The organism is Streptomyces phyllanthi (assembly GCF_009377205.1).
GTDB classification, from domain to species: domain Bacteria; phylum Actinomycetota; class Actinomycetes; order Streptomycetales; family Streptomycetaceae; genus Streptomyces; species Streptomyces phyllanthi.
In genome coordinates this window covers 1-24,598 of sequence record NZ_VJZE01000102.1, presented here as the reverse complement: position 1 = coordinate 24,598, position 24,598 = coordinate 1, and the positions used below count along the sequence as shown (strand labels likewise).

Genomic DNA, 24,598 nt, shown 5'->3' with positions numbered 1-24,598 from the left:
ACCACGACGCCCAGCGAGAGGCGCGGGTAGGGGGCGGCCGTTCCCGCGAGGCCGATCCACAGGCCGTTGCCGGGCTCCGGGTCGCGGCCGAACGGCGCGAACGGGCGGCCGGGACCGGCCGGTCCGAGCGGCAGGTCCTCCAGCGTCCCCGCCTCCTGGACGACGAGTGCGGCGAGGGTGGCCGGGGTGGCGTACAGGTCCTGGTCCGTCTCGTAGACGATCTGGCCCGCCGGTGTGGAGGCCGCGCTCTGGAAGCCCGCGGGGACGAGCACGGAGGCGCCCTCCGGCGGGTTCACGGTGAACTCCAGGAGCGCGGCCGCCGCGCTCGCGGGTCGCCTGCGCACTCCCGCCGTGGCCAGGTGCTCGGCGAGTACCTTCTCCGGCAGCCGGTTGACGCGGGAGAGCACGGGTTCGGCCTGGGTGCCGAAGAGGCGTACGAGCGCCACTCCGGCGTCCTGGCGGTCGGGATCGGTCCAGTCCGGGGTGTAGCCGGCGATCCGGCCGCGTACGTCGGAGCGGACGGCCTCACGGGTCGCCTCGACGAGCTCCGGCTGGACTCCGGCCGGTCCGGGGCCGGGGACGAGGTCGCCCTCGGCCCGCGCGTCCTTCTCCCACCACACGTCGCCGGTCATGCCAGCCCCTCCCCCGGTTCGACGGCGGGCACGATCCGGGTGCGGACCGCCCGCAGTACGGGCAGTTCACCGGCGCGCAGCTCCACCTCGTTGCAGTCCTCGTCCGGGTCGGCCCCGTCGAGGCCGATCGCCACTCCGGCGACGTCCGCGAGGTCTCCCAGGGCCCGCTGCGCGGCACGCAGTACGGCCGACGGGCGCAGCGCCTCCCCGAACGGCCAGCCGTCCTGTTCCTCGCCGCCGACGAGCGGGTCGAGGAAGCGGCGCAGCGCGGACGTGAGCACGGTGGACACGCGGACGCGGTCGGCCGGGCCGCCCGACAGGTCGACGCGGAGCGTCACGTCGCGGTAGCCGGGGCCGCGTACGAAGACCTCGGAGGTGAGCAGCCGGGCCTCGTCGAGGCGGGCGGCGACCACGCGCAGCGTGCCCGGGTCGGGCCGGGGCGCGGCGACGAAGTCCTCGCGGTCGAGGTCGGTGCGCTGCACCGACGGCACGATGTGGACGGTCACCGCGCCGGGCACCCGGTGGCACGCGAATCCGGCGTGCTCGCCGAGGGAGGCGTAGGCGCGGGCGACGGCGACGCCCGGGGTCGTACGGGCGAGGGTGACGAAGTCGTCGGCGGTGACCGCGCGGGTCACCTCTCCGAGGGAGGCGGCGGCGCGCTGCCGTGCGGCGGTGACCGTCTCGGGGTCCTGGCCGCCCTCGGCCCGTACGAGGTTGGAGGCGGCGATCGCGCCGAGGTCCGCCGGGGTGTCCGGGGCCGCGGTCCAGTTGTCGGTCAGGCCGCCGTTGCCTTCCCGGCCGCCGCCGAGCGCGTAGTCGACGACGACGTCCGGATCCGGCAGGGGGATGCGCCCGGTGAGTCCGTCGCCGAAGACCACCGCGCCCTCCGTCCGGTCGACCAGGTGGACGCGGTCGGTCGGCGCGCCGAAGGTGAAGTCCGGCACCGGATCCCAGTCCTCGCCCGCCAGGTGTACAGCCGCTTCGAGGAGCCGTCCGGCGGCGTCCGGCAGCACGAGGTGCTGGCCGGGGAGCTTGCGCCAGGCCTCGATCTGCTCCGCCAGGTCGGCGCCCTGCGCGGTGTAGCGCCGGAGGTGGCGGGCGGCGGAGACGTTGACGGCGAGCCGGCGGAGGCGGGGCGGTGCCGCGTACGTCGCGGCCGGGGTCGACACCATCACGCCGGTGTCCCGGGTGGTCCAGCCGGAGGGTGGGTGCAGCCGGACGACTCCGGAGCGCCTGAGCCCGGCCGTACCGTCCTCGACCTTCTCGAACGGGCCCGAGAGGCCGGAGTCCGGCCGGAACCAGGACCAGGTCAGCTCGGCGGGGGGCGGTACTTCGTCGACCGCCGTGGGCAGCCAGGACGCCACGGACGCGGCGGGGGCGTCCAGTTCGAACAGGAGGCCGATCGGGCCGGGCGCGGGATGCTCTCCGGTGAGCGGCAGGGTGAACCGGGCCCCGGCCGGTGCGCCGTCGCTCGCGAGGAGCGCCACCCCGCGGCGGGCCCGCAGGTCCGCGGTGCGGTCGCGGTCGGTCCACACGGTGATCTCACCGCCCTCGGCGAGCGGGAGGACGGTGATGTCGTCGTCGAGGGTGAAGACGACGCGTCCCAGCTGGTCCCGGGTCAGCGCCGTTCCGGCGGGGACGACCGGAACGGCGGTGCCCGGCTGCCGGGCGGACAGCCGCAGCACCGTGGCCGCGGGGATGGCGGGGCGCGGCGGATCGAGGCGGAGCAGCCGGAGGATGGCGACGACCAGCGCGTCCGGCACCTGGTCGAGCCAGTACAGCCGCTGTTCGAGGAGGTAGGCGAAGAGTTCGAGGAGGGTGACGCCCGGGTCGACGGGGGCGTGCAGCGTCCAGGTGCCGTCCGACTCGGCGGGGATGCGGCGGCGGATGGCCGCCATCATGTCGGCCCAGGTGAGGTCGTCCAGTTTGGGCGCGGGCAGGGTCATGGCGTGCTCCCCGTGGGACCGGTGAGGCCGCTGAGTCCGACGTAGTACGGGAACACGAGGTTCGCCTTGGTGTTGCTGCGCCGGATGCGGTAGACGACCGAGACGGTGACCCGTGACTCGTCGGCGGGGTCGGCCTCCGCGCGGACCTCGTCGAGTTCGACCCGGGGCTCGTGGGTGCGGACGGCCTCGGCGATCGAGTTCTCCAGGTCGCGCAGGTTCTGCACGCTGCCGGGGGCGAACACCAACTCCGGTGCTCGCGTGCCGAGTTCGGGCTGCATGACGCGCTCGCCGCGGCCGGTGAGCAGCAGTGCCCGCAGACAGTGCTCGATGCTCTCCTCGCCGACGGCGTAGCCGAGCCGCCCGGCCTCGTCGGGCAGGATCGGGAAGCGCCAGCCCGTGCCGAGGAACTCCTCGCTCATTGTGTCCTCGCCTTCTTGGACAGTACGGCGGGCGTGAGCGGCGGCGTCGGCGGGCCGGTGGGCCCGGCGGCAGACGGGTGGGTGTGCGCGTTGAACGCCTGGAGCAGCGCGTTGCCGAGCACGAGCGGTTCGGTGGCGCCGGCGCCGAGTTCGATGGAAGAGGAGTCGACGGTCACCTTCGGCGCCTTGAGGGTGATCTCCCCCTGCGCGGACACGGTCACGCTGCCGCCCTCGGCGGCGGTGATCCGGATCGCCTTGCCCTGGTCGTCGAGCTCCACCACGTGCCCGGCGGCCGAGGTGATGCGGACGGCGGCCTGGGAGGCGTTGTCGTCGAAGAGGACCTGGTGGCCGTGCTTCGTCCGGATGACCTTCTGGTCGCGTCCGTCGGTGCGGGCGGTCGGCGGCTTGTCCTGGCCGTTGTAGAGACCGCCCAGGACGACGGGGAACCGCATGTCCCCGTGGACGAAGGCGACGAGCACCTCGTCGTCCTTCTCCGGGACGAACACGGAGCCGTAGCCGTTGCCCGCGTACAGCTGGCTCACCCGGCACCAGTCGGTGACGGTGGTCCCGTCGAACCACGGGAACTTCAGCTTGACCCGGCCCTCGTCGTCGCCCTCGCACTCCACGACGAGCGCTTCGACGACGCCGTAGAACCGCTTGTCGGTGCTGCGGGACCGTGGCGTGGTCCTGGTCGTCACTGGTCCCCCTGGTGGATACGCCGTCCGGTGAACTGGGTGAAGAAACCGCTGGTGTTGAGCGTGTGCTCGACCCGTTTGACGAAGTACGTGCCGGAGAAGCGGCGTCCCAGGCCGTAGATCTCCAGGTTGTCGCCGGGCCGCAGTTCGGGCAGGCCCGCCACCTTGCCGGTCGCGGTGATGAACTCGTACGCGCGCTCGCGCAGCAGGCTGATCGCCAGTTCGCGGGCCTCCTGGTCGCTGGTGACCGGTGCGTCGACCATGACCTCCTGGCGGCCCTGCAACGCGGACTCGGCGGCCTCCGGCCCGCTCTGCCCGTCGGCCGTGTTCTGTCCGGCCGGGAGGTTCTCGGCGGTCGCGGTGAACGCGATCGGCTGCTTGGTGCGGGGGTCCCAGCCGCGCACCGTGACCTTGCTGACCTGCTGGGAGACCGTCAGCGTCGGGGTGAACTCCATCAGGTTCGGGATCAGTCCCACGGGCTGGTTGGCGGGGCCGGTGGACAGCCCGGGCGCGTAGGCCAGCCGGTACACCCGGATCGGGCGGCCGTCACGGCCGTCGGTGGGTTTGATGAAGTACAGCGTGTCCTCGCCGGTGACCGGGTCCGGCAGGATGTAGCAGTCGAAGTCGAGCCGCTTGGCCCTCTCCAGCAGGAAGGTCGCGTCGTCCTGGTTCTTCTGGATCACGCGGTCGTGGACCGGGCCCTCCTCGGTGACCTTGATCCGCAACTGGTTGCGCTGGGCGATCTGTTCGGCGATCTCCCAGTCCCGCTTGTTGAGGTAGATCTTGGTCTCGTTCTCGGTGGGCTTGCGGTCCTTCAGCCGCAGCAGCCCGTCGACCCCGCTGACCGAGATGGTGGGGGACGAGCCGTCGGTGAACTTGGGGCTGAGCGTGGAGATGGTCCCGGTGGCGACGGTGAGCAGCCGGTCGGCGTAGCCCAGGCGGACCGAGACCCGGCAACCGAGCTGGAAACTCGGCGAGTCGCTGTGCTTGAACCTCAGGTTGGCGTCGTCCCAGTTGTTCAGGGTGAGGTCGAAGCCGGACATCTCGTCGATGTCGCGGTTCACCTTGATGTCGATGATGTCGTTCTTGGTGGACGGATCCATCTCCAGTCCCTCGATATGCACCTCGAACTCGGGCGCGTACCGGTCGGGGGAGGCGACCTCGGGCGTGGGAGAGCTCATCGCACGCTCCTCACGGCAGCCGGGGCACGGTCAGCACCCGGCCCGGTCGCAGGTCCCGCGGATCGTCGATCCCGTTGGCGCGGGCCAGTTCGCGCCAGGCGTCGGGGCGCCGGTACACCGCGGCGGAGATGGAGCTGAGGGTGTCGCCGCGCCGTACCACGTAGCTCTTCTCCACCGTGGGCGAGGAGCGCGGTACGGCGGCGACCTGTACGGCGGCCGGGCGGTACTCCTTGAGGGAGAGGTCCAGCATGGCCCGCAGCGGCACCCCGTCCGGCCGGAACAGTTGGTAGTTGACGTCCAGCTTCTCGAGGACGCCGGTGAAGACCTCCTCGTCCCACACGAACCGGACGATGGGCGGCGCGTGTTCGCGGCTGTCGGGGCGCAGCAGGTTCCGCAGGGCGTTGACATACGCGGTCCGTACGTTCTCCAGGGTGTCGGAGGTGTCGACCAGCGCCTGGACGGTGAGGGTCTCCGTGCCGCCGCGTATGTACTGCAGCGGCGGTGTCTCCAGGCCGGGGATGGTGATCTCGGCGAAGGTGTTGCTCTTGCTGAGCTTGTAGTCGGTGGGGTTGAACCGCAGCGGGATGCGCCGCTGCCGCTCGTCGACGATCACCGGGCGGACGATCTCCAGGCGTGCCTGGGCGGCGCCCTGCCGGGCGGAGGACACGGGCGTCACGCTCACAGCGGGTCCTCCCCGTCGCCGAAGCGGCGTTCGGCCTCGGTGTGCTTGGCGCGGGCGCAGGCGTCCTCGTACAGCTTCGCCCAGGCCTGGATGTGCTTGTTGAACAGCCGGGTGAACACGGCGCCGTCGTCGCCCTCCACCTGGAACCGGACTTCGAGGTTGTGAATGGTCACCTTCGGCACGCCGGTCACCTCCCTTGGCTCTGTCGCGGCAGACCGTTCGCCGCGGTGTCCTGCTGGACTCTGGTCAGCCCCTCGTGTGCGATCTCCAGCGACTCGATGGCGATCGCGTTCTGTTCGGCGTGCAGGTCGGGGCCGGTCCACTTGGCGGCGAGCCCGCCGTGGAAAGCCCAGGCCGCGCCGGTCGTCCCGTCCGGGGCGAGCACGATCACCGCGCCGTCGCGTCGGGCGCCGAGGGAGTCGGCGAGTCCGGCCTGGTACCAGGCCCACAGGCCGGCGTCGCGTACCACTCCGCGTTTGAGGGTGATCCGGTTCCACGAGTGGCGCAGGGGCAGTTGGTGGACCGAGTCGTTGCGGCCGCCCTCCGGGTAGCTCGTCACCTCCAGCTGTGCGCCGAGCCCGGCGACCTCCTGGAACGCCCCGGCGGCGACCAGCGGCAGCAACTGCGCCTGCGCGGGCGGCAGATACGCGTCGCCGGGGTCGAGCGTCACCAGGAATCGGTACTTCGGCAGCGGGTCCTGGTTCATGCCTCGATCACCTCCAGGCCACGGTCCTGGCCGAGTACGAGACGCAGCCGGATGAACTCCATGGGGACGGCGGGAGCGACCTCGATCTCGCAGACCAGCTGTCCCGGGTCCTGCTCGGGCGGGTTGTTCGTGTCGTCGCACACCACCCGGAACGCCTGCTCGGGCCGAGTTCCGGCGAGTGCGCCCGTCCGGAAGGAGGACAGGAGCACCGAGGTGATCGCGCGGACGAGGGTCAGCCGCAGCTCGGGCGAGTTGACGTCGAACACCAGCGGGCTCGCCACCCGCCGGATCGCACGCACCAGCAGGTGCAGCAGTCTGCGGTGGGCGATGTAGCGGGTGCGGGGGTCGGCGGACAGGGTGCGTCCGCCCCACACCATCAGTCCCCGGCCCCGGGTGCACCGGATCAGGTCGACGCCCGCCTCGAACAGCCGGACCTGCTGCGGCTCGGGCAGTTCGGCCGCCAGGTCGACGGCCTCCAGGATGACGGCGCCCGCGGGAGTGTGGTGCGCTCCGCGCTCGGCGTCGAGCCGGGCGATCACCCCCAGGACGTGCCCCGACGCCGGGACGGTGCGCGGTGCGGGCCCGTCGGGGGTCCGCAGCGGCGGGTGGTAGACGGCCGCGCAGCTCAGCAGTTGGCTGTCGCCGGTCGCGGTCAGTGACTCCACCCAGTCCACCGTGCCGTCCACTGAGGACAGCCAGGGCGGGACGTCGAGTACGACCAGGCGGTCGAGGAGCGGGAGGACGGTCCCCAGCAGGTCCAGGACCACGTCGGTGTGCGCGGTCCCGGTCAGGTCCGTGCCCAGGTCGGGCAGCGCCACCAGTGCCGGTTCCGGGAGTTCGGACTGCACGGTCACGGCGTCCGTGTACTCCTGCCGCGTCGGCGGGGCGTCGGTGCCGCCCGCGAGCGTCAGGTCCCAGGGCGTCGAGATCGGGCCCGGCGGGCCGGGGGCCGGCGCGGGTCCGTCGGGGATGAGCCGGATGTAGCGGGACGCGGTCAGCCGGTCGGCCACGTCGGCGAGCGGCAGGCCGGGGAAGGTCTCGGGCGCCTCGCCGGGCACCGTGATCCGCAGGCTCACCGTCGGCGGTCCGGCGACGGTGCTGGCCTGGTAACGGATGGCGACGCGCACGTTGTTGGCCCAGGTGCCCGGGCTGGTGGCGACCACCCGGTAGCGCGTGGCCGCGAATCCGGCGATGTCGCCGACCGTCCACCGGGCCCGGGCGGTGGCGGCCGGACCGGACACCCGGAGCACCCAGGCCGTACGGCCGCCGTTCTCGAAGAAGCCGCGCAGTGCGTACGGCGTGGCGAAGGCGCCCTCCGGCGGTGGCGGTCCGAAGGCACCCACGACGTCGTTCCAGCTCTCCACCCGCACGGGGGTGCCCACCGGGCCACGGCGGAACCGGCCGAGGAACGCCGCCACGTCCGTGCGCAGCGGCTCCGGTTCCGGGCCGCGTGGCACGAACGTCAGGGATACGCCGGGAAGCGCTTCGCTGGTCATGTCAGACGTCGATCTCCAGCTTCTCGACCGCCAGGACGAGTGTCTCCATGGCGATCTCGTTCTTGGTCGCGCTGAGGGTCGGGCCCGTGTACTTGGTCGGCCAGCCGCGGTCGAAGTTCCAGCGCATCGCTTCCTGGCGGTTCTCGTCGAGCAGCACGATCGAGCCGGAGGTGCGGCGCACCTTGCCGTTGAGGGCCTCGACCACCCAGTTCCAGAAGCCGACGTGGCCGGTGATGCCGCGCTTGAAGGTGAGGTTGGTGAATTTCTTCAGTCCCGGGATCTTGCGGACGGTGATGTCCTCACTGCCGTTGCGGTACTCGATCGGCGGGATCTCCAGCTCCAGACCGCTCATCTCGGTGAAGGAGCCGCTCACCGCGACGCCGTCGTCGCTGACGTTGGTCACGATGATCTGGAAGTTATAGGAGGCGTACGGATCTTCCCTGGTCACGGGTGGCATGGTGGCCGCTCCTCAGTCGGGTTCTCGGGATCGGTCGGGCGCTCGGGATCGGTCGGGGCTCAGCTCCGTCGGGGCTCAGCTCGGGCGGGTGCTCAGGCGAGCTGGGTCTCGCGGGTCTTCTGCTGGATCCGGAAGATCACGAACTCCGCCGGGAAGACCGGCGCGACGCCGATGGCGCAGATGAGCCGGCCGTTGGCCAGGTCGTCCTCGGTCATCGTGGTGCGGTCGCAGGCCACGAAGAACGCCTCGTCGGCGGTGGTTCCGGCGAGCGCGCCACTGCGCCAGACCGTGGTGAGGAAGTTGGTGACCGTCTGACGGACCAGGGCCCACAGCGACTCGTCGTTGGGTTCGAAGACCACCCACTGGGTGCCCTCGTCGATCGACTCCTCGAGGAAGAGGAAGAGCCTCCGGACGTTGATGTACTTCCACGAGCTGTCCGAGGACAGCGTGCGCGCGCCCCACACCCGGTGGCCGAGGCCGGGGAAGAACCGCAGTGCGTTGATCCCCTTGGGGTTCAGCAGGTCCTGATGCCGTTTGGTGATGTCCTGGGCGATGCCGTCGGTCTGCCGGATACCGCGGATGACCACGTTGGCCGGTGCCTTGTGCACGCCCCGCTCCACGTCGACCCGGGCGTAGATCCCGGCCATGTGGCCGGACGGCGGTATCTCGACGTCACGGTTGGTGGACGGGTCGCGGGTGACGAGCCACGGGTAGTAGAGCGCCGCGTACTTGGTGTCGAAGGGCTCGCGGAAGGCCTGGATGCCCTCGATGTCGAGGCCGTCGCGCGGGTCGAGGATCGCGAACCGGTCCTTGAGCAGTTCGCAGTGGGTGACGAGCGCCGATTCGACGGTGCCGGACCACATGCCGGGCACCGCGCAGACGGCCACCTCGTCGATGTCCTCCAGGGCGACGATCCCGGTACGCCGGCCGCTGCCGCCGTCGGTGCCGACGAAGTCCGCAACGCTGAGGCTGTCGTACGCGTCGTCGCCGTCGGCCAGCGTCAGCCAGGAACCGGTCGCGGGCACCGGGAACTTCGTGGGGTCGGTGGACAGGCCGGGCAGCGCCGTGGCCCGCACGAGCTGCGACCGGCTCTGCAGGGCGGTCGTCAGGTTCGCCGGGTTGTCGCCGGTGAGCCGGAGGCCCGGGAACGTCTCGGTGACCGCGGCCCCACCCGTGTCCGTGAACCGGGTGCTGACCTCGGCCTCGATCAGATGGATCCGGTCGGTCTCGAAGAGAGTCCCGGGCACGTTCCGGTCGAGGGTGACCATGTCCTCGGCGATCGACTGGACGGTCAGCACGGACAGGGCGGTGCCGTCGTCGACCTGGACGACCGCGCCCTCGTACAGCCTGCTCGCGCCGCCGACGCGCAGGGTCGCTCCGGCCGCGGTGTTGCCGCGGCGCACGCGGCGCACCGTGAGCCCGGTCTCCCACTCCGCGTGGGTCGTGCCCGCCGGGAGGGTCAACGTCACCTTGCCGTCGGCGGGTTGGCTCGCCTGGACCTTGAACCGGCGGGGGCCGATCTGCACCCACACGTCGGCGGGCAGGTCATCGGGGTCGAGCCCGCCCGCCGCGGCCACCTCGACGGTCTCGCTGTCCGCGGCCGCGTCCGCGACCAGGCGCGTGACGAACAGCGCGCCCTCCTGCGGATCGGGCAGCACCGGCAGCGCCGCGCCGACCATCGGCTGGATACGGACCTGGACGCCGCCGCCCCACGCTCCGGGGCTCACGGCGGACAGCCGAAGCGTCTGTTCGGCACCGCGCTGCCCGACCTGGACATAGTCCCCGCGGGCCGTCCTGACCTCGGCGGGCAGCGGCGTACTCAACTGGATACGGCGGGCGGCCATGTCGTAGCCGGCGACCTCCGTGCTGTGGATCGTCTGCTGGTCGTCGCCGCGGAAGATCTCGATCTGCTGGCCGACCCCGGCGAAGCCGATCAGATGCCCGAGCTGGAGGCTGGTCGCGCCGCGCGCGGCGTCGGAGGCGAGGGGGCTCACCAGGCCCTGGGCCAGCGCGCCGGAGGCGGGCTTCGCGCCGGCGCTGGCGACGCGCTTGATGTAGAGCCGCTGGCCGCCGTTGTCGAAGAAGCCCTTGACGGCCAGCGGGAACAGCCACCAACGGCCGCCCTCGGACGGGTTGTTGGCCCATGCGTCCCGTACACCCGCGTCCGGCTCGGGCAGGAAGCCGCCGAAGACCGTCTGGAACTCGAGGAAGTTCGTGACCAGTTTGGGCTTGCCGGTGTACGGGCCACGCGCGGTCACACCGACCATGCCGGCGGTGCTCGTGCTCACCCCGGCGATCGGCCGTGGCCCCGCATCGATCTCCTCGATGTAGACCCCGGGGCTCAGATACTCGGCCATGGATGGCTCCTTCACTGCTCACGGATCTCGATGACGTGTCGGCGCTCGGCGTCCTGGGGCAGGCGCACGGTCAGCGACCCGGCCCGGCCCGGCCGCTCGGTGGCCTCCAGACGGAACGTCTCGTCGGGGGCGTTCTCTGTGGCCTTCTCGCCCTCCCAGCGCAGGGCGAGCCGGAAGGCGCCCGTGGCGTCGGAGAGAGTGCGTTCGTGCCACGGCGTCAGGTCCTGACCGGTTCGCCCCCTGGCCTCGACGAGCGCGTTCGCGACGGGCGCCCGGGTGGTCGCGTCGAGCACGACGCCGTGGACCGTGCGCACCTGCGGCGGGTAGGGAAAGGCGACCCCCGGCAGCAGCCGGACCAGCCGCGGGGAGGCCTCCACGGACGGCGGGTGGGTGTTGTCGTACGGGTACACCAGGAACTCCACGCCGACGAGGTCGGCCGAGAACGGCTCGCCGTCGGCCGGGTACAGCGGCTGGTAGCCGGCGGCCGCGAACCGGACCCGGTGGCGCTCCGGCCGGGCCGCCCACGGCTCGGCCCGCCTGCCGAGTCCCGGGAAGGCGAGGTGGCCGCTGGGGGTGCGCACCGCCCTGTCGTCCAGCGGCAGCCAGCCGCCCTCGTCGTCGAACCGTTCGAGGAGGACCTCGACACCCGCGGAGCGCACCCGGCGGGCGTGCTCGTCGAACGGCACCAACCAGACGGGGCTGTAGAGCGTCGACCGGGTGAGGGGCAGGAAGGCGCTCATGGCGTCGGCGCCCCCTCGATGATCCGGCTCCGCACCGGGCGCACCGGCGTCTCGACGGCCGAGTCCAGGTTGACCACGCGGACCTCGTAGTTCAGCGACAGCCGGTACGGCTTCTGGATCGCGTACCAGACCCAGGACTTCTGATCGAGGGTCAGCGGCGTCAGGGTCGTGTGCAGCGAGTCCGTGCTGCCCGCCAGGCTGCCGGAGAGTTGCGGGCCGTCCAGGATCGCGTCGTCGTAGAACGTCTGCAGGGCGCGCCCGAGCATGCGGTGCTGGGTCTCCTGGTCGCCGCCCCACGGGGTGATCAGATACCGCAGCAGCAGGGCCATCGGCGGTTTGCGGGCGGTCATCGGGTCGGGCGGCTGGGAGCGCACCGGGGGTCGGTTGCGCGAGGTGGGGTCCTCGGCGATCTCGTAGAGGAACACCGTGAGTTTGGGGTTCGTCGTCTGCACCGTCTCGGAGAGGTCGTTCAGTTCCGCGGTCGGTGCCGGCATGTTGGGGCCCCGGCCCAACTCGAGCAGGGACTGCGTCAGGGCGTTCACGATGACTGTCGAGACATCGGCGATCACACCGAAGTCACCCATGCGAAGCCCCCCTCGGCCCGGCGCGCGCTGACGACGTATGCCGAGAGGATGCAGAGCCCCCTGTGATCCGTCCGCGACTCACCCGTCACACCGGCGTCACCGCTGTGTCCTCGAATCCGTCCTCGAATCCGTCCTCGTCGCTCGCGATGACGTCACCGGACACGGATCGACAACGCCGGGGTGACAGCGGTGAGGGACACTCGGTCTCCCATGGAGACCCCCTCAACACGGTCCGGCGTCCTGATCCTCCGGGTGTGGGTGGAAAGCGGCAGGGAGGACGGCTTCCGCGCACGCATCATCCAGACCGTCGACGGGCAGCAGGAGCCGCCCATGGCGGTGAGCAGGACCGCCGACGCCCTCGCAGCGGTGCGGACCTGGCTCGATGAAGTCATGGAACGCGATGGGTGACGTTTCCGCGACGCTCCGGTGATTCCTTTTTGACGCCCGTCACGTTAATAGTCGACCCTGCGATCATAACTTGCTCGTAACATGGCCTCGGGAATCTCTGGAACCACACTGAAGATCACCGAAGCCGACATCGGTACCGGGGGCGTCGATGAACGGACAAGAACATCCCATCTCTCTGAGGCTGCTCAAGGGATTTGCACTAGCGATAGATCACACTCGCATTCCGGTCTGCTCCAGCACTCAACGGCTCCTTGCCTTCCTGGCCTTGCAGGACATGCCACGGTCCCGCACCTACGTGGCCGGAATTCTATGGCCGAATGTCACCGCGTCACGCGCCAATGCGAACCTGAGGTCGTCTCTTTGGCGAGCGACGCGCACGGGCCACCCGATCATCGACGTGACCTCGCACGAACTGGCCATCGCCAAGGACATCGCCGTCGACCTGCACGAGGCCGTGGCGCGGGCACACAGACTGCTCGACAACTCCCGCGCGTGCGACGACATCCTCACCATGCAAACACTGGCGGACCTGTCGTCGGATTTACTGCCGGAATGGCCGGAAAACGACTGGATGCTGATCGAGCAGGAGCAATACCATCAGCTCCGGCTTTATGCCCTGGAAGCGATGACCGAGCGACTTACGGCAGCGCGGCGCCACGGTGAGGCCGTCGCCGCCGGACTCACGGCCGTGCGTACCGAACCTTTGCGGGAAAGCGCTCATCGCGTATTGATGAAAGCGCATTTGGCGGCCGGCAACAGGGGCGCGGCGCTGCGCCAATTCGAGCAATGCCGCCGCATCCTGCGGGAGGAATTGGGACTGGAGCCCTCCCCGTCGCTCAGGGCCCTCCTGCCATCCCGCACCGAACACAACGGGCGGTCCCGGCTCCAGCCCTCCGGGACCTAGGTGTGCTGTTCGGAGAGGTTGGTGACGCCACGGGGGCGAGCTCGGGTGCCGTCGGCCAGGACAGTTCTCCGCTTCGCGTTGCCGCACGTCGGAGCAGTACCACGGGCCTCATCGTCGGCAGGCGCGGCATACGGGCGGCGTTCACCCTTCGGCTCGGCCTCGTACCGAGTTCCGGACAGCGGGCAGCGGAGGCGGGCAGCGGGCAGCGGCCGCCCCATCGCCCCCCGACACGGGGCGTCGGGGCCACGCCGCAGCACATCGGGCCCCTCTACGGCGGCGCGCTGCCGGGCGCGGGGCCGGACTGCTCCGCGTCGCCCAGCTGGGACAGGATCGTCTTCATCCTCCGTATCGGGACAGCTCGTGGAAGAAGTCGTCCACGACCACGCCCGCCGTGGTCCGGTCGTAGACGTGCCGTGAGACGACGAGGTCCAGCACGCCGAGCCCGAAGGGCGAGAACACGACCGTGCGGTCGCCGGGCGGGGTGAACGTCCCGGTCAGCACGTCGTACAGGGTGGCGTGCACGTGGTCGCGGTTGTGCGTGGCCTGCTCGGCGAGGTGCACCGAGGTCGCGGCCTTGAGGCAGTGCTCGATGTCGTCCACGACGTTGCAGCTGTCCAGCACGACCTCGGGCGAGAGGTCGCGCAGCGACACGTGCAGCACCAGCGGGTGGTGCGCGAACCAGTTGGGGTCCTCGACGTACGGGGTTCCCGCGGTCGTCGCGAAGAGCAGCAGGTCCGCCGAGCGCACGAGGCCCTCCAGGTCGTCGTGCACGGTGACCCGGCGGGCGTCGGCGCGCTCCAGGTATCCGGCGAAGCCCCGGGCGTGCTCCGCGCTGTGGTCGAAGAGGCCGATCTCCTCGAACGCGAACCCCGCCGCCACCAGGTAGGCGTGCACGAACCGGGCTATCAGGCCGGTGCCGACAACGCCCAGCCTCGCGGGCTTCGGCCGGCCGGCGCCCAGCTTGACGGCGGCCACCGCGGCGGACGCCGCGGTGCGGACCGCGCTGATGATGGAGCCCTCCAGGCACGCCAGCGGATACCCGGTCTCCTGGTCGTTCAGCACGATTACGGCGGACGCCCTGGGGATGCCCTTGTCCACGTTCGCGGGGAAGCTGGAGATCCATTTGATGCCGGAGACAGCGACGTCACCGCCCACGGACGCAGGGAGCGCGATGATCCGGTTGGCGGGTTCTTCGGGGAAGCGCAGGAAGTACGACGGGGGGTTCACCGTCCTGCCGTCGCCGTGCAGCCGGTAGCCGTGCTCGACGAGGTCGAGCAGTTCCTTCTCGCGGCCGTGGACGGCGTCGTGCACCGCCTTGCCGGAGATCACCACGAAAGGCCGTGGTGCCGTGGTGTCAGCCATGCTCTGTCCCTCGATTCGTCCGGAGTGCGGGGCTCGCAGCGCCGAAGCGCTGGGCTACCCATGCGTCGTCGTCGACGGTGTCGGCACACCTGTCGGCAAGGTCGGGCGCGATCGCCACACACGATTCGATGAGGGGCGAGTCGTCCTTCGGCCGACCGCTCTGCTCCGCCGCCACCAGTACGGCCGCGGCGCGCGGTACGACCCGCGGACTCGCCGTCCCCTCGCCCGCCCCGTCGTTGATCACCACGCCGTGGCGGCGTCGAGCCCGGATTACCTGACGCCGGCCCTCCGGCATTGCGTGACCGCCCATACCTCACAGCCCTCACAGCCAGATGCCGAACTTACCCCAGCCTGGTCCAGTAGAAAACACCAGGGCAACGACCGTGACCTAGTTGCGGGAATTTGCAGGGCAGGTAAGCCCTCTATTTTCGTCCGCCCGATGCTACACTTTCGCGCATGGACAAGACTTCGCCCAGCAGTAAACGCTGGTTAATAGCGATTCTGGTACTGGTCGTGATCGTAGTCGCCGCGGCGCTGGCGTTCGGCGGTCGGCACAAGAAGGCTCCAGACAAAAGCTTGGGCAGCATGTCCTCACACGTAGCCCAGGTAGTCGTCATTTAAAGGCGACAGTCACGGCTGGCGACGGGTGTCCCAGCCGTGACGGCTTTGCACCGGGTCCCGCCGCCGGACGGGCGGCGCCCTGAGAACCCGTGAGCGACCGTGGTCACGTGGTGTGCCCGAAGGAGGGCAACGCCCCCCAGCCAGCCGCTCCATGGGGAGTCGACGGAAGGCCACCGTCCCCCGCTCGGCCGCATGTACCGCCCGGCGACCCCACCTCCGCCCCCGGCCAAAGACTCGTGCGCCGGGCACCGGACAGAATCGTTCGACTGCGGCAGCTAACCAGTTGAACTTCATGCTCCGGCACATGGGCAAAGTCCCGTCCCGGCCTCGTTCCCGATTGCGGGAAGACGCGGTTCATTGCCTGAACCAACGCGCACTTTGCAAATGCTCCTCGACCTGGACACAGTAGAGAATGTGACACCACTGCTGCCCAGCTCAGGAGCATTTTCTGCATCAGGCGTCCATCTCGGGAATTAATAGAGGTGACGCGGTAGGGCTTGGCCGGGCAACTCTTGCCGGATTCACACCATGGGCAAATGGGAGAGACGATGACGAACGTGATACCGGAATCGGCATCCGCCGGCGAGACCGCGCGGCCCGCGGTGAAATCGTGGGACGAGTTCACTCAGCTCCGAGAAGTGATCGTCGGCGACGTGGCGAACGCCCGGCTCCCTCGGATGAGTGATGTCTCGGCATGGCTCGCCTGCTACCCGACGCTGTCGGAGAAGGAGTTGCGGGAGGTCTCCGAGGGCGCGTTCCCCAAGCAGGTCATCGAGGAGACCACCGAGGACCTGGCGACGCTGATCTCCACGCTGCGGGACCTGGGCGTCACGGTGCACCAGCCCGCCGCGCCGGATCACGCGAAGGTGTTCAGCTCGCCGGACTGGACGAGTGACGGGTACCTGTCGTACTGCCCCCGCGACATCACGATGGTCCTCGGTTCGGCGATCATCGAGACGCCGAGTCCCATGCGCGCCCGGTACTTCGAGCTGCTCGGCGGGATGCGGGAGCTCTTCCAGGAGTACATGCTGCGCGGCGCTACCTGGCTCTCCGCGCCCAAACCGCGTCTGGCCGACGACCTGTTCTCCCTCGACGACGACGGCCTGCCGCTGCTGGGCGAGAGCGAACCGGTCTTCGACGCGGCGAACGTTCTGCGCATCGGCCGGGACGTGATCTACCAGGTCTCCCGCAGCGGCAACGAACTCGGCCTGCGCTGGCTGGAGTCCACACTGCGGCTGTTCGGCGACTTCCGGGTCCACCCGGTCCGCGGGGTGTACGGCTACACGCACATCGACACCACCATCACCCTGCTGCGGCCCGGGCTGGTGCTGCTGAACCCCGAGCGGCTGACCGAGGAGACGATTCCCGCGTGCTTCCGCGGCTGGGACATCCTGTGGTCGCCCCCGATCCGCGACGTCCCGGCGATCGTGAAGCGTCCGCTGAGCGCGCCCTGGCTGGGGATGAACCTGCTGATGGTGAGCCCGGAGGTGGCGATCGTGGACGAGGACCAGCCCGAGCTGATCTCCGCGATGGAGAAGAAGGGCATCACGGTGCTCCCCCACAAGCTGCGGCACTCGCGGGTCCTCGGCGGCGGGTTCCACTGCGTGACGCTCGACGTCGTCCGCGACGGCGACCTCGAGGACTACTGCCGCTGAGCGCGGCACAGGGTGGGCACGCTCGCGGACAGGGCCTGTTGCGAAAGCCCCGTCGACCGCCCGTAGGGCGTGCCCCGCGGCGGCGCGGGAGTCCCCCCGCTCGAGCGGAAGCCGAGAGTGGGGGGAGCGTGCGATCGCAAGGCGGAGGGTCGCCCTCGTACCGGGCGTACGCGTGCGATCCCGACAGCACACCCGACAACACAGCCGGGAGTACCCCTGCTCGCAGCAGCTCGGGAGAGCGCATGCCGGGCGTCGCGGGGCTGGGGGCACCTCCCACGCCCTTGCGGCAGCCGGGGAGGGACTTTCGCGACAGGACCTAGGCATCGCGCCTCCGCAGCAGCAGGCCGCCGGCCAGCAGTGCCGCGGCGGCCCACCCGGCGGTCACGCCGAGGCCGGCCCAGGGGCTGATGGGCAGGCTGTCGAGATCGGTGGTGACCTGGATGGCGAGCCCGGCGCTCATCGGCGCGATCTTCTCCAGCAGGCGCTGCCAGTCCGGGTCGCTGATGGTCTGGGAGATGATCGGGACGATGTACAGCAGGCCGAGGACGACCCCGATGCTGGTGGCGGAGTCCCGCACGGCGGTCGCGACACCGAGGCTCAGAAGGCCGATCAGGATCAGGTAGAGGACCGTCCCGAAGACCGCGCGCAGCGTCGGCCCGTCGGACAGGGACAGGGCCCGGTCGCCGAGGTCGGGCAGGATCAGCCGCCCGGCGAGCACCGACCCGAGGACGGCGGCCGTTCCGGCGACGGCCACGACGCCGGTGAGGGTCACGGCCTTGGCCGCGAAGACGGTCGCTCGCCGCGGTACCGCCGTCAGGGTGGTGCGGATCATGCCCGAGCTGTACTCCCCGCTGATGATCAGCACGGCGAGGATGGCGACCAGCGCCTGGCCGAGGTAGACCCCCATGAGGCTGAGCTTGGTCGTGTCCCCGCCGCAGCCGTTGGCCGTGCAGTTCACCACCGAGGTCGCCCCGGCGCCCAGGGCCACCGTGGCCGCGACGGTACCGAGCAGCAGCCACAGCGGGCTGGCGACGGTCCGCATCTTCGTCCATTCCGCGTGCAGTGCCAGGCTCATGCGTCCCTCCGGTTGAGAAGGACGGCGGCCACGGCCAGGCTCGCCACCGCGTAGCCGGCCAGAACGGCGAACCCGGCCCACGGCGGCAGCGGGTAGTAGCCGTTGTAGGGCGTGTAATGGCTTGCGACCTGGTCGTACCGTACAAGCGTCTGCTGGACGGCGAAGGCCGCCGCCGGCGTCACCTTGGCCAGCCAGTTCGCCACGCTCGCGGGCATGAACGGGATGGCGGTCAGGATGTAGGGCAGCACGATGGCCACGAGGACGGTGGTGACCGCGCCGGCGCTGTGCCGGAAGATGGTACCGACGGAGAGGGCGAGGATCGAGGCGGTCGCGAGCAGCGCCGCGGTCCCGAGCGCCACGCGCAGTTCGGTCGAGGACGCCACCGGGAAGATGTACACGCCGTTGGCCCGGGCGAGCCGCTCGCCGAGCGGAACCGCGAGGACCGCTCCCGCCAGCCCGGCGACGAAGGTGACGGCTCCCAGCACGATCGCCTTGGCCACCAGTACCCGGCTGCGCCTCGGGCTGGCGGCCAGGGTGAGGTGGATCATGTTGTTCCGGTATTCCGTGGTGATGAACAGCGCCCCCACGACGATCACCGTGATCAGCGCGGCGAACGTGCCGGTGAGGATGTCCCGGAGGGTGCCGCCGGTCGGCAAGGTCTCGCGGACGGCGGGCGCTATGTCGCCTGCGCCGGTCACCGTGAACCGGCCGCCGGACTGGGTGAAGGAACCCGACCCGTTGTCCGGGTAGCCGGCGAAGGTGGGTGAGTCGGCTCCCAGCTGCTCACCCGTCCACTCACCACCGGTCCAGCCTCCTTGGAGACGAAGGTCCCCGAAGACGGCCTTCGACACACTGCCGGCCGTGCCCAGGCCCTCCACGGCAGGCGGAGACGCGACGAACAGCCCGACCTGCACGGTCGATCCGAGCCCGCTCACCTGCGCGGTGCCCACCTTGGTCCATTTCGTACCGTCGGTGGAGGCGTAGCCGGTGATCGTGTCGCCCGAGCGGTCCAGCCGCAGCCAGCGGGGGGACTCGGCGGAGACCTGACCGGGGAGGCCGGCCGTGTCGTTGACGTAGTCGTCCTGCATCCGCACACCGTGGCTGCCCGTGGCCATGATGGCCGCGTATGACGATCCCTGGCGGGTGCTCTCCTTGATGATGAGCCCGGCTTTCGCCCACGGCACGATACCGGGCCGCAGGTCCCCGGGGCCCTTGGGGATGCTGCTCTCGAGCGCGGAGACGGAGACGGTGACGCTGCCGTCCCCGGCCAGCGGCTGGTGCACGAGGAAGTAGCTGTCGGTGACCGGTTCGCCGCCCGGTCCGACCGGAACGGGCGGCGAGCCCTTCTGGTCGCTGCTGACCCCGGCGAGCAGGGCGACCAGCACCACCAGCAGAGCCGTCACCGCCATGCCGGTCACCCAGCTCCGGACGGTGCGGAACTTGGTCCATTCCGCGTGCACCAACTGGAGGAAACCGTCCCGTCCGGCCCTCTGGCCGACTGGGCGGGGGGTCATGGTGGCCGTCACCGTGCCACCTCCGTGGGCATCGCGGCGCGGAACTCGACCGCGTTGCGCGTGAGCTCCATGTAGGCCTCTTCGAGAGTCGCTCGATGCGCCGACACCTCGGAGAACGGCACCGCTCCCTCGTTCAGTACCGTCACGATGCGGTCCGGGGCGAGCCCGGAGACGGTGATGGTGTCACGGCCGATGGCCGCCACGGTGGCACCGGCCACGGCGAGCACCCTCATCGTGTCCTGCGGGGCGGTGGTGCGCACCGCGACCCGGCTCCCTGACGCGGCCCCGATGAGGTCGGCCACGCTGCTGTCGGCGATGACCTTGCCGCGCCCGACCGCGACCAGGTGGTCGGCCGTGTCCTCCAACTCGCTCATCAGATGGCTGGACACCAGGACGGCGCGGCCCTGAGCGGCCAGCGACCGCAGGAACCCGCGGATCCAGACGATGCCTTCCGGGTCCATACCGTTGAACGGCTCGTCGAGCATCACCGTCGCCGGGTCTCCCAGCAGTGCTGCGGCGATACCGAGCCGCTGCCGCATACCCAGCGAGTAGCCGCCGGCTTTCCGCCGCGCCGCCGACGTCAGGCCGACCAGCTCGAGCACCTCGTCCACGCGCCGCGCGGACATACCCTGTGAATGCGCCAGCCAGAGCAGATGGCCGCGAGCGCTCCGGCTGGAATGCAACGCAGCCGCGTCCAGCAGCGAACCCACGTGGCTCAGCGGATGCCGGAGCCTGTGATACGGCTTCCCGCTGATCAACGCGGTGCCCTCGTTGGCCGCGTTCAGCCCGAGGATCACCCGCATCGTCGTGGACTTCCCGGCGCCGTTGGGGCCGACGAACCCGGTGACCAGGCCGGGCCGGACGCTGAACGTCATCCCGTCCAGGGCCACCGTGCGGCCGAAGCTCTTGCGCAGGCCGGAGACTTCGATGGTTGCTTCCATACCAGCAAGGCTATGGACGTCCGGCGCGGCGAACATCACGTGGCAGTGCCATCTTCGCCGCCCCTGGTACGAGCGACACCCTCCACTCGGCGTCCCCCGTGCGAGCGAGGCGATGTCCCTCTTACGGGGGACGGCCGCGGGCGGCGAGTCTGCCGCCCGCGGCCGTCCGCGGTGCCGGGGTGTGGCGCTCCTAGAGCTCGAACTCCTCGTACTCTTCCTTCTCCGTACCGCCGGCGGCGGCGAACGTGGCCCTGTCGATGGTCGCGGCGGTCTCGGCGATCGTGGGCTCGTGGAACATGGCGGTGAGGGGCAGTTCCACGTCGAACACCTCCCGGATCCTCGACACGACCTGGGTGGCGAGCAGGGAGTGGCCACCGAGCTCGAAGAAGTTGTCGCGGGTACCGATCCGGGTCCGGCCCAGGACGTCGGCCCAGAATCCGGCCAGGAGCTCCTCGGTGCGGGTGGCGGGCGCGACGTACTGGTGGACCGGCTGGGGACCGGCCTGGTCGGGGTCGGGCAGGACGCCGCGGTCGACCTTGCCGGTGGGGGTCAGGGGCAGTTCGGCCAGTTCGGTGAAGGTCGCGGGGATCATGAAGTCCGGGACCCGGCGCCGGAGGTGTTCCCGCAGGTCGGCCACGGACGGGATGGCCTCACCGGCGGCGGCCGGGGTCAGGTAGGCGGCCAGCCGTGCCGTGGCCCCGTCCCCGATGACGGCGACGACCGCCGACCGCACGCCCGGGTGGCCGGCCAGAGCGGCCTCGATCTCGCCCGGCTCGATCCGGAATCCACGCACCTTGACCTGGTCGTCGAACCGGCCCAGGAACTCCAGATGCCCGGTTTCGTTCCACCTGACCCGGTCGCCGGTCCGGTACAGGCGGGAGCCGTCGGAGCCGAACGGGTCGGCGACGAACCGCTCAGCGGTGAGGACGGGCGCGCGGGTGTAGCCGCGGGCCAGGTTCGCCCCGCCGACGAACAGTTCTCCCGGCACACCCACGGGCGCCGGGGACAGATCGCGGGCCAGCACGTAGAGGCGGGTGTTGGCGGCCGGGACGCCGATCGGCACCACTCCTCCCACCTGGTCGCCGATCGGCTCGTAGGTGTGGCCGGTGACGTCGATGGTGGCCTCGGTCGGCCCGTACACGTTGTGCAGCGGCACCGGCAGCACGCGGGTGAGCGCGGCGGCGGCCTGGCCGGTGAGCCGCTCCCCGCCGCAGACCACCCGCCTGATCCCGGAGCACCCGGCCAGCGCGGCGCGCCCGGTGAGCAGGCTGAGCATGGCCGGCACCGTCGGGAGCACGGTGACCTGCTGCGCGGTCATCGTCGCGATCAGTCCGTCGGGGTCCGCGGCGACCCCCGACGCGGGGGCGACGACCAGGGCTCCGCCGGCGGCCAGCCCGGGATACAGCTCGATGCCGAAGGCGTCGAAGCTCGGCGAGGACGACACGAGGACCCGGTCGCTCGCGGTGATCTCGAACCGCTCGTTGAACCAGCGCACGTAGTTCACGAGCGACCCGTGGCTGACCATGACGCCCTTGGGGGTTCCGGTCGAGCCGGAGGTGTAGATCACGTAGGCCAGGCGTCCCGGTTGTGCCGCGGCGGCCGTCTCCGGGACCGGGGAGGCGGCCAGGGCCCGCTGAACGGCCGGGTCGTCCAGGGCGACCACCCGCACCCGGCGCAGCGGCAGGTCCTCGACCACGTCCGCCATGCCGACCAGCACCGCGGCGCGGCTGTCGGCGAGCATGAACGCCAGCCGTTCGGGCGGGTAGTCCGGGTCCAGCGGCAGGTACGCGCCGCCGGCCTGCCAGACCGCGAGGACCGCGGTGATGAGGTCGGCTCCGCGCGGCAGGCACAGGCCCACCACCGTGTCCGGCCCCACCCCCATCCCGCGGAGGTGGGCGGCCAGCCGTCCGGCCCGCGTCATGAGCGCGGCGTAGGACAGGCACCGCCCGCCCGACACCACCGCGATCGCGTCCGGGGTCGCCTCCGACGCGGCGGCTGTCAGCTCGTGCACCCCGTCGGCGTCGGGCCAGGCGACCGCCGTGTCGTTCCAGTCGTGGACCAGGCGAGTCCGCTCGGCCTCGGTGAGCAGCGGCAGGCGCGACAGCGGACGGCTCGCGTCGGCCGCGACAGCGGACAACACCGTCTGCAGGTGCCCGGCCATCCGCCGCACCGTGGCCGGGTCGAACAGCTCGGCGTTGTAGTGGATGCCGCCCGACAGGCCGCCCTTGGGATCGTCGGAGATCGCCAGCCGTACGTCGAACCGTGTGTCGACCTCGATGTCGAGGTCCTCCGGCGCCGCCTCGGTCCCGCCGCCGGGGACGGCCTGTACGGTGGGCCGCCCTTCGCCGGGGGTGTAGTTGAAGATCACCTGGAACAGCGGGGTGCGTGCCTCCTCCCGGTCCGTGACCAGGGCGTCGACCAGCTGCTCGAACGGCAGGTCCTGGTTGGCGTAGGCGGCGAGGGACATGTCGCGGACCCGGGCCAGCAGTTCGGTGAAGACGGGGTCACCGGACAGGTCGGTGCGCAGCACCAGGCTGTTGACGAAGAACCCGATCAGGTCCTCGGTCTCGGCCCGGTTCCGGGTCGCCACCGGTGTCCCCACCGCGATGTCGTCCTGGCCGCTGTAGCGGCTCAGCACCACCGTGTACGCGGCCAGCAGCGTCATGAACATCGACGCGTCGTTCTCCCCGGCCACCGTCCGCAGGCCCTCGGCCACCGCAGCGGGCACGCGGAAGCCGACGACGGCACCGGCCCGGGACGGCACCGGCGGGCGGGGCCGGTCCGTGGGCAGATCCAGGACGGGCACCCCGGCAAGCTGTTCCCGCCAGTACGCCAACTGCCCGTCGAGGACCTCCCCGCTCAGCCATGACCGCTGCCACACCGCGAAGTCGGCGTACTGCACCGCGAGCGGCGGCAGCGGATTCGGTTCGCCCGCCCGGTAAGCCTCGTACAGGGCCGACAGCTCACGGCGGAAGACCTGGTCAGACCACTCGTCGAAGGTCACATGGTGCATGGTGAGGGCGAGCATGTGCTCGGTCTCACCGAGGCGGTACAACACGGCGCGGAGCATCGGCCCGGCCGCCAGATCGATCGGCACCCGGGTGTCCTGGTCGACCAGCCGCTGGGCGGTACGGGCCGGATCCGGCTGGGCGGACAGGTCGACGACCGGGAGCGGAACGGTTCCGGGCGGGTCGATGACCTGGTGCGGGACACCGTCGGGACCGGTCACCAGCCGTGTCCGCAGGATCTCGTGCCGGGCCGTGATCGTGTCCAGGGCCGCTCCGAGCGCGGCCACGTCCACGTCCGAGGCGAACCGCACGCGAGTGGGCATGACGAACTCGGCGGAGCCGGGTTCGAGCTGGTCGATGAACCAGAGCCGCTGCTGGCCGAAGGACAACGGCAGGGGCTGGTCCCGGCTGACCGGGGTGACCGGGGGCAGGGCCGGTTCCGTCCGGGGGCCTTCGAGGAGCGCTGCCAGGCCACGCAGGGTGGGGCGGTCGAACGGCGCGGAGAACGGGATCTCGATCCCGAAGACGTCGCGGACCCGGAAGGTGACCTGGACGGCGAGCAGGGAGTGGCCGCCGAGTTCGAAGAAGTCGTCCTCGGCACCGACCCGGTCGACGTGCAGCACCTCGGCCCAGATGGCGGCCAGAAGCTCTTCGGCCGCAGTGGCCGGGGGCACGTAGTGGCCCACGTCCAGACGGCTCTCGTCGGGAGCGGGGAGTGCGGCATGGTTGACCTTGCCCGCGGGGGTGAGCGGAAGGGTGGCCAGCTCGGTGAAGGCGGCGGGAATCATGTACTCCGGCAGGCGCCGGGCCGCGAACGCACACAGTTCGTCCGCCGCCGGGATGCCCTCGGCCGGGTCGACGGGAACCAGGTAGGCAGCCAGCCGCGCCGACGATCCCTCACCCCAAGCGGTGACCACCACCGACCGGACACCGGGGTGCGCGGCCAGCACAGCCTCCACCTCACCCGGCTCGATCCGGTAACCACGCACCTTGACCTGGCCATCAGCCCGGCCCAAAAACTCCAGCCGCCCATCCGGCAGCCACCGCACCCGGTCACCCGTCCGATACATCCGCGAACCGCCCCCCGCGAAGGGGTCGGCCACGAACCGCTCCCCCGTCAGCGCCGCACGCCCGGCGCCGGAGCAGAACCGCCGGGAGCTGGGCATCCCCTATGCGGCTCCGGCCACTGCGACTGAGGAGGTGCTGGCGGGGATC

General features: G+C 71.0%; 21 protein-coding genes and 1 pseudogene. 4 read left to right on the top strand and 18 right to left on the bottom strand.

Translation table 11 applies throughout. From position 1 onward, the window contains the following. The 13 genes and pseudogenes from FNH04_RS17060 to FNH04_RS17000 all read right to left on the bottom strand — a co-directional run. Window positions 1–632: pseudogene (locus tag FNH04_RS17060) on the bottom strand (putative baseplate assembly protein); the annotation flags it as partial. Beyond that, a complete protein-coding gene (locus FNH04_RS17055; protein WP_152785140.1) occupies window positions 629–2,578 on the bottom strand; it encodes a putative baseplate assembly protein in 1,950 nt (649 codons plus the stop codon). The pseudogene FNH04_RS17060 and the gene FNH04_RS17055, both read right to left, overlap by 4 nt. Beyond that, entirely contained in the window at window positions 2,575–2,997 is a 423-nt protein-coding gene (locus FNH04_RS17050) for a GPW/gp25 family protein (RefSeq protein WP_152785138.1), read from the bottom strand. Before FNH04_RS17050 ends, FNH04_RS17055 begins: the two co-directional genes overlap by 4 nt. After that, window positions 2,994–3,695 (bottom strand): phage baseplate assembly protein V, encoded by a 702-nt coding sequence (locus tag FNH04_RS17045; protein ID WP_322723196.1) that lies wholly within the window; start codon window positions 3,693–3,695, stop codon window positions 2,994–2,996. Before FNH04_RS17045 ends, FNH04_RS17050 begins: the two co-directional genes overlap by 4 nt. Then, the gene (locus tag FNH04_RS17040) at window positions 3,692–4,873 is read right to left on the bottom strand and encodes a phage late control D family protein (protein WP_152785136.1); all 1,182 of its coding nucleotides are present in this window, start codon (window positions 4,871–4,873) and stop codon (window positions 3,692–3,694) included. Before FNH04_RS17040 ends, FNH04_RS17045 begins: the two co-directional genes overlap by 4 nt. Before the next feature lie 10 nt (window positions 4,874–4,883). Beyond that, window positions 4,884–5,555, bottom strand: coding sequence for a CIS tube protein (locus tag FNH04_RS17035; protein ID WP_322723195.1), 672 nt, complete (start codon window positions 5,553–5,555; stop codon window positions 4,884–4,886). Further along, window positions 5,552–5,746: a putative phage tail protein gene (locus tag FNH04_RS17030; RefSeq protein ID WP_322723194.1), complete on the bottom strand. Its 195-nt coding sequence runs from the start codon at window positions 5,744–5,746 to the stop codon at window positions 5,552–5,554. The genes FNH04_RS17035 and FNH04_RS17030 overlap by 4 nt, the downstream gene beginning before the upstream one ends. Continuing rightward, window positions 5,743–6,261, bottom strand: a complete 519-nt coding sequence (locus tag FNH04_RS17025) for a phage tail protein (RefSeq protein ID WP_152785132.1) — start codon at window positions 6,259–6,261, stop codon at window positions 5,743–5,745. Before FNH04_RS17025 ends, FNH04_RS17030 begins: the two co-directional genes overlap by 4 nt. Further along, complete coding sequence (locus FNH04_RS17020; protein ID WP_152785130.1) at window positions 6,258–7,757, bottom strand: phage tail sheath family protein; 1,500 nt, start codon at window positions 7,755–7,757, stop codon at window positions 6,258–6,260. The genes FNH04_RS17025 and FNH04_RS17020 overlap by 4 nt, the downstream gene beginning before the upstream one ends. Before the next feature lies 1 nt (window position 7,758). Further along, entirely contained in the window at window positions 7,759–8,214 is a 456-nt protein-coding gene (locus FNH04_RS17015; RefSeq protein ID WP_152785128.1) for a phage tail protein, read from the bottom strand. 92 nt (window positions 8,215–8,306) lie between these two features. Beyond that, on the bottom strand, window positions 8,307–10,571 hold the full coding sequence (locus FNH04_RS17010) for a phage tail sheath C-terminal domain-containing protein (RefSeq protein WP_152785126.1): 2,265 nt from the start codon (window positions 10,569–10,571) through the stop codon (window positions 8,307–8,309). 11 nt (window positions 10,572–10,582) lie between these two features. Next, window positions 10,583–11,311 carry a carboxypeptidase-like regulatory domain-containing protein gene (locus tag FNH04_RS17005; RefSeq protein ID WP_152785124.1) on the bottom strand — a complete coding sequence of 243 codons (729 nt, stop codon included), beginning with the start codon at window positions 11,309–11,311 and terminating at the stop codon, window positions 10,583–10,585. Further along, window positions 11,308–11,895, bottom strand: coding sequence for a DUF4255 domain-containing protein (locus FNH04_RS17000; RefSeq protein WP_152785122.1), 588 nt, complete (start codon window positions 11,893–11,895; stop codon window positions 11,308–11,310). Before FNH04_RS17000 ends, FNH04_RS17005 begins: the two co-directional genes overlap by 4 nt. Before the next feature lie 210 nt (window positions 11,896–12,105). Between FNH04_RS17000 and FNH04_RS16995 the strand changes: the two genes are divergently transcribed. Both FNH04_RS16995 and FNH04_RS47635 read left to right on the top strand, forming a co-directional pair. After that, window positions 12,106–12,303: a hypothetical protein gene (locus tag FNH04_RS16995; protein ID WP_152785120.1), complete on the top strand. Its 198-nt coding sequence runs from the start codon at window positions 12,106–12,108 to the stop codon at window positions 12,301–12,303. 397 nt (window positions 12,304–12,700) lie between these two features. Then, on the top strand, window positions 12,701–13,207 hold the full coding sequence (locus FNH04_RS47635) for an AfsR/SARP family transcriptional regulator (RefSeq protein WP_322723193.1): 507 nt from the start codon (window positions 12,701–12,703) through the stop codon (window positions 13,205–13,207). A gap of 336 nt (window positions 13,208–13,543) precedes the next feature. On the opposite strand, the gene sbnB is transcribed toward FNH04_RS47635, so the two are convergent. Next, complete coding sequence (sbnB, locus tag FNH04_RS16985) at window positions 13,544–14,569, bottom strand: 2,3-diaminopropionate biosynthesis protein SbnB (protein ID WP_152785116.1); 1,026 nt, start codon at window positions 14,567–14,569, stop codon at window positions 13,544–13,546. 456 nt (window positions 14,570–15,025) lie between these two features. Here sbnB and FNH04_RS47630 point away from each other — a divergent pair, with 456 nt between their 5' ends. Then, window positions 15,026–15,190: a hypothetical protein gene (locus FNH04_RS47630; protein WP_228031435.1), complete on the top strand. Its 165-nt coding sequence runs from the start codon at window positions 15,026–15,028 to the stop codon at window positions 15,188–15,190. A gap of 536 nt (window positions 15,191–15,726) precedes the next feature. Then, window positions 15,727–16,845 carry a scyllo-inosamine-4-phosphate amidinotransferase gene (locus FNH04_RS16980; RefSeq protein ID WP_152785114.1) on the top strand — a complete coding sequence of 373 codons (1,119 nt, stop codon included), beginning with the start codon at window positions 15,727–15,729 and terminating at the stop codon, window positions 16,843–16,845. A gap of 316 nt (window positions 16,846–17,161) precedes the next feature. Here FNH04_RS16980 and FNH04_RS16970 read toward each other — a convergent pair whose 3' ends face one another. From FNH04_RS16970 to FNH04_RS16955, 4 genes are all read right to left on the bottom strand, one after another. Further along, a complete protein-coding gene (locus FNH04_RS16970; RefSeq protein WP_152785110.1) occupies window positions 17,162–17,920 on the bottom strand; it encodes an ABC transporter permease subunit in 759 nt (252 codons plus the stop codon). Next, window positions 17,917–19,434, bottom strand: a complete 1,518-nt coding sequence (locus FNH04_RS16965) for an ABC transporter permease subunit (protein ID WP_152785108.1) — start codon at window positions 19,432–19,434, stop codon at window positions 17,917–17,919. Before FNH04_RS16965 ends, FNH04_RS16970 begins: the two co-directional genes overlap by 4 nt. An 8-nt stretch (window positions 19,435–19,442) precedes the next feature. After that, window positions 19,443–20,375 carry an ABC transporter ATP-binding protein gene (locus FNH04_RS16960; protein WP_152785106.1) on the bottom strand — a complete coding sequence of 311 codons (933 nt, stop codon included), beginning with the start codon at window positions 20,373–20,375 and terminating at the stop codon, window positions 19,443–19,445. Between the two features lie 190 nt (window positions 20,376–20,565). Then, on the bottom strand, window positions 20,566–24,549 hold the full coding sequence (locus FNH04_RS16955; protein WP_152785104.1) for a non-ribosomal peptide synthetase: 3,984 nt from the start codon (window positions 24,547–24,549) through the stop codon (window positions 20,566–20,568). Window positions 24,550–24,598: the final 49 nt, after the last annotated feature.

Excerpts from the sequence above, each read along its gene's own strand:
- FNH04_RS17000 (WP_152785122.1), bottom strand. The coding sequence starts at position 11,895 with ATGGGTGACTTCGGTGTGATCGCCGATGTCTCGACAGTCATCGTGAAC.
- FNH04_RS17005 (WP_152785124.1), bottom strand. The coding sequence starts at position 11,311 with ATGAGCGCCTTCCTGCCCCTCACCCGGTCGACGCTCTACAGCCCCGTC.
- FNH04_RS47630 (WP_228031435.1), top strand. The coding sequence starts at position 15,026 with ATGGACAAGACTTCGCCCAGCAGTAAACGCTGGTTAATAGCGATTCTG.
- sbnB (WP_152785116.1), bottom strand. The coding sequence starts at position 14,569 with ATGGCTGACACCACGGCACCACGGCCTTTCGTGGTGATCTCCGGCAAG.
- FNH04_RS16955 (WP_152785104.1), bottom strand. The coding sequence starts at position 24,549 with ATGCCCAGCTCCCGGCGGTTCTGCTCCGGCGCCGGGCGTGCGGCGCTG.
- FNH04_RS17015 (WP_152785128.1), bottom strand. The coding sequence starts at position 8,214 with ATGCCACCCGTGACCAGGGAAGATCCGTACGCCTCCTATAACTTCCAG.
- FNH04_RS17020 (WP_152785130.1), bottom strand. The coding sequence starts at position 7,757 with ATGACCAGCGAAGCGCTTCCCGGCGTATCCCTGACGTTCGTGCCACGC.
- FNH04_RS17010 (WP_152785126.1), bottom strand. The coding sequence starts at position 10,571 with ATGGCCGAGTATCTGAGCCCCGGGGTCTACATCGAGGAGATCGATGCG.
- FNH04_RS17050 (WP_152785138.1), bottom strand. The coding sequence starts at position 2,997 with ATGAGCGAGGAGTTCCTCGGCACGGGCTGGCGCTTCCCGATCCTGCCC.
- FNH04_RS17025 (WP_152785132.1), bottom strand. The coding sequence starts at position 6,261 with ATGAACCAGGACCCGCTGCCGAAGTACCGATTCCTGGTGACGCTCGAC.
- FNH04_RS16980 (WP_152785114.1), top strand. The coding sequence starts at position 15,727 with ATGGGAGAGACGATGACGAACGTGATACCGGAATCGGCATCCGCCGGC.
- FNH04_RS16995 (WP_152785120.1), top strand. The coding sequence starts at position 12,106 with ATGGAGACCCCCTCAACACGGTCCGGCGTCCTGATCCTCCGGGTGTGG.
- FNH04_RS16965 (WP_152785108.1), bottom strand. The coding sequence starts at position 19,434 with ATGACCCCCCGCCCAGTCGGCCAGAGGGCCGGACGGGACGGTTTCCTC.
- FNH04_RS16970 (WP_152785110.1), bottom strand. The coding sequence starts at position 17,920 with ATGAGCCTGGCACTGCACGCGGAATGGACGAAGATGCGGACCGTCGCC.
- FNH04_RS17055 (WP_152785140.1), bottom strand. The coding sequence starts at position 2,578 with ATGACCCTGCCCGCGCCCAAACTGGACGACCTCACCTGGGCCGACATG.
- FNH04_RS17040 (WP_152785136.1), bottom strand. The coding sequence starts at position 4,873 with ATGAGCTCTCCCACGCCCGAGGTCGCCTCCCCCGACCGGTACGCGCCC.
- FNH04_RS16960 (WP_152785106.1), bottom strand. The coding sequence starts at position 20,375 with ATGGAAGCAACCATCGAAGTCTCCGGCCTGCGCAAGAGCTTCGGCCGC.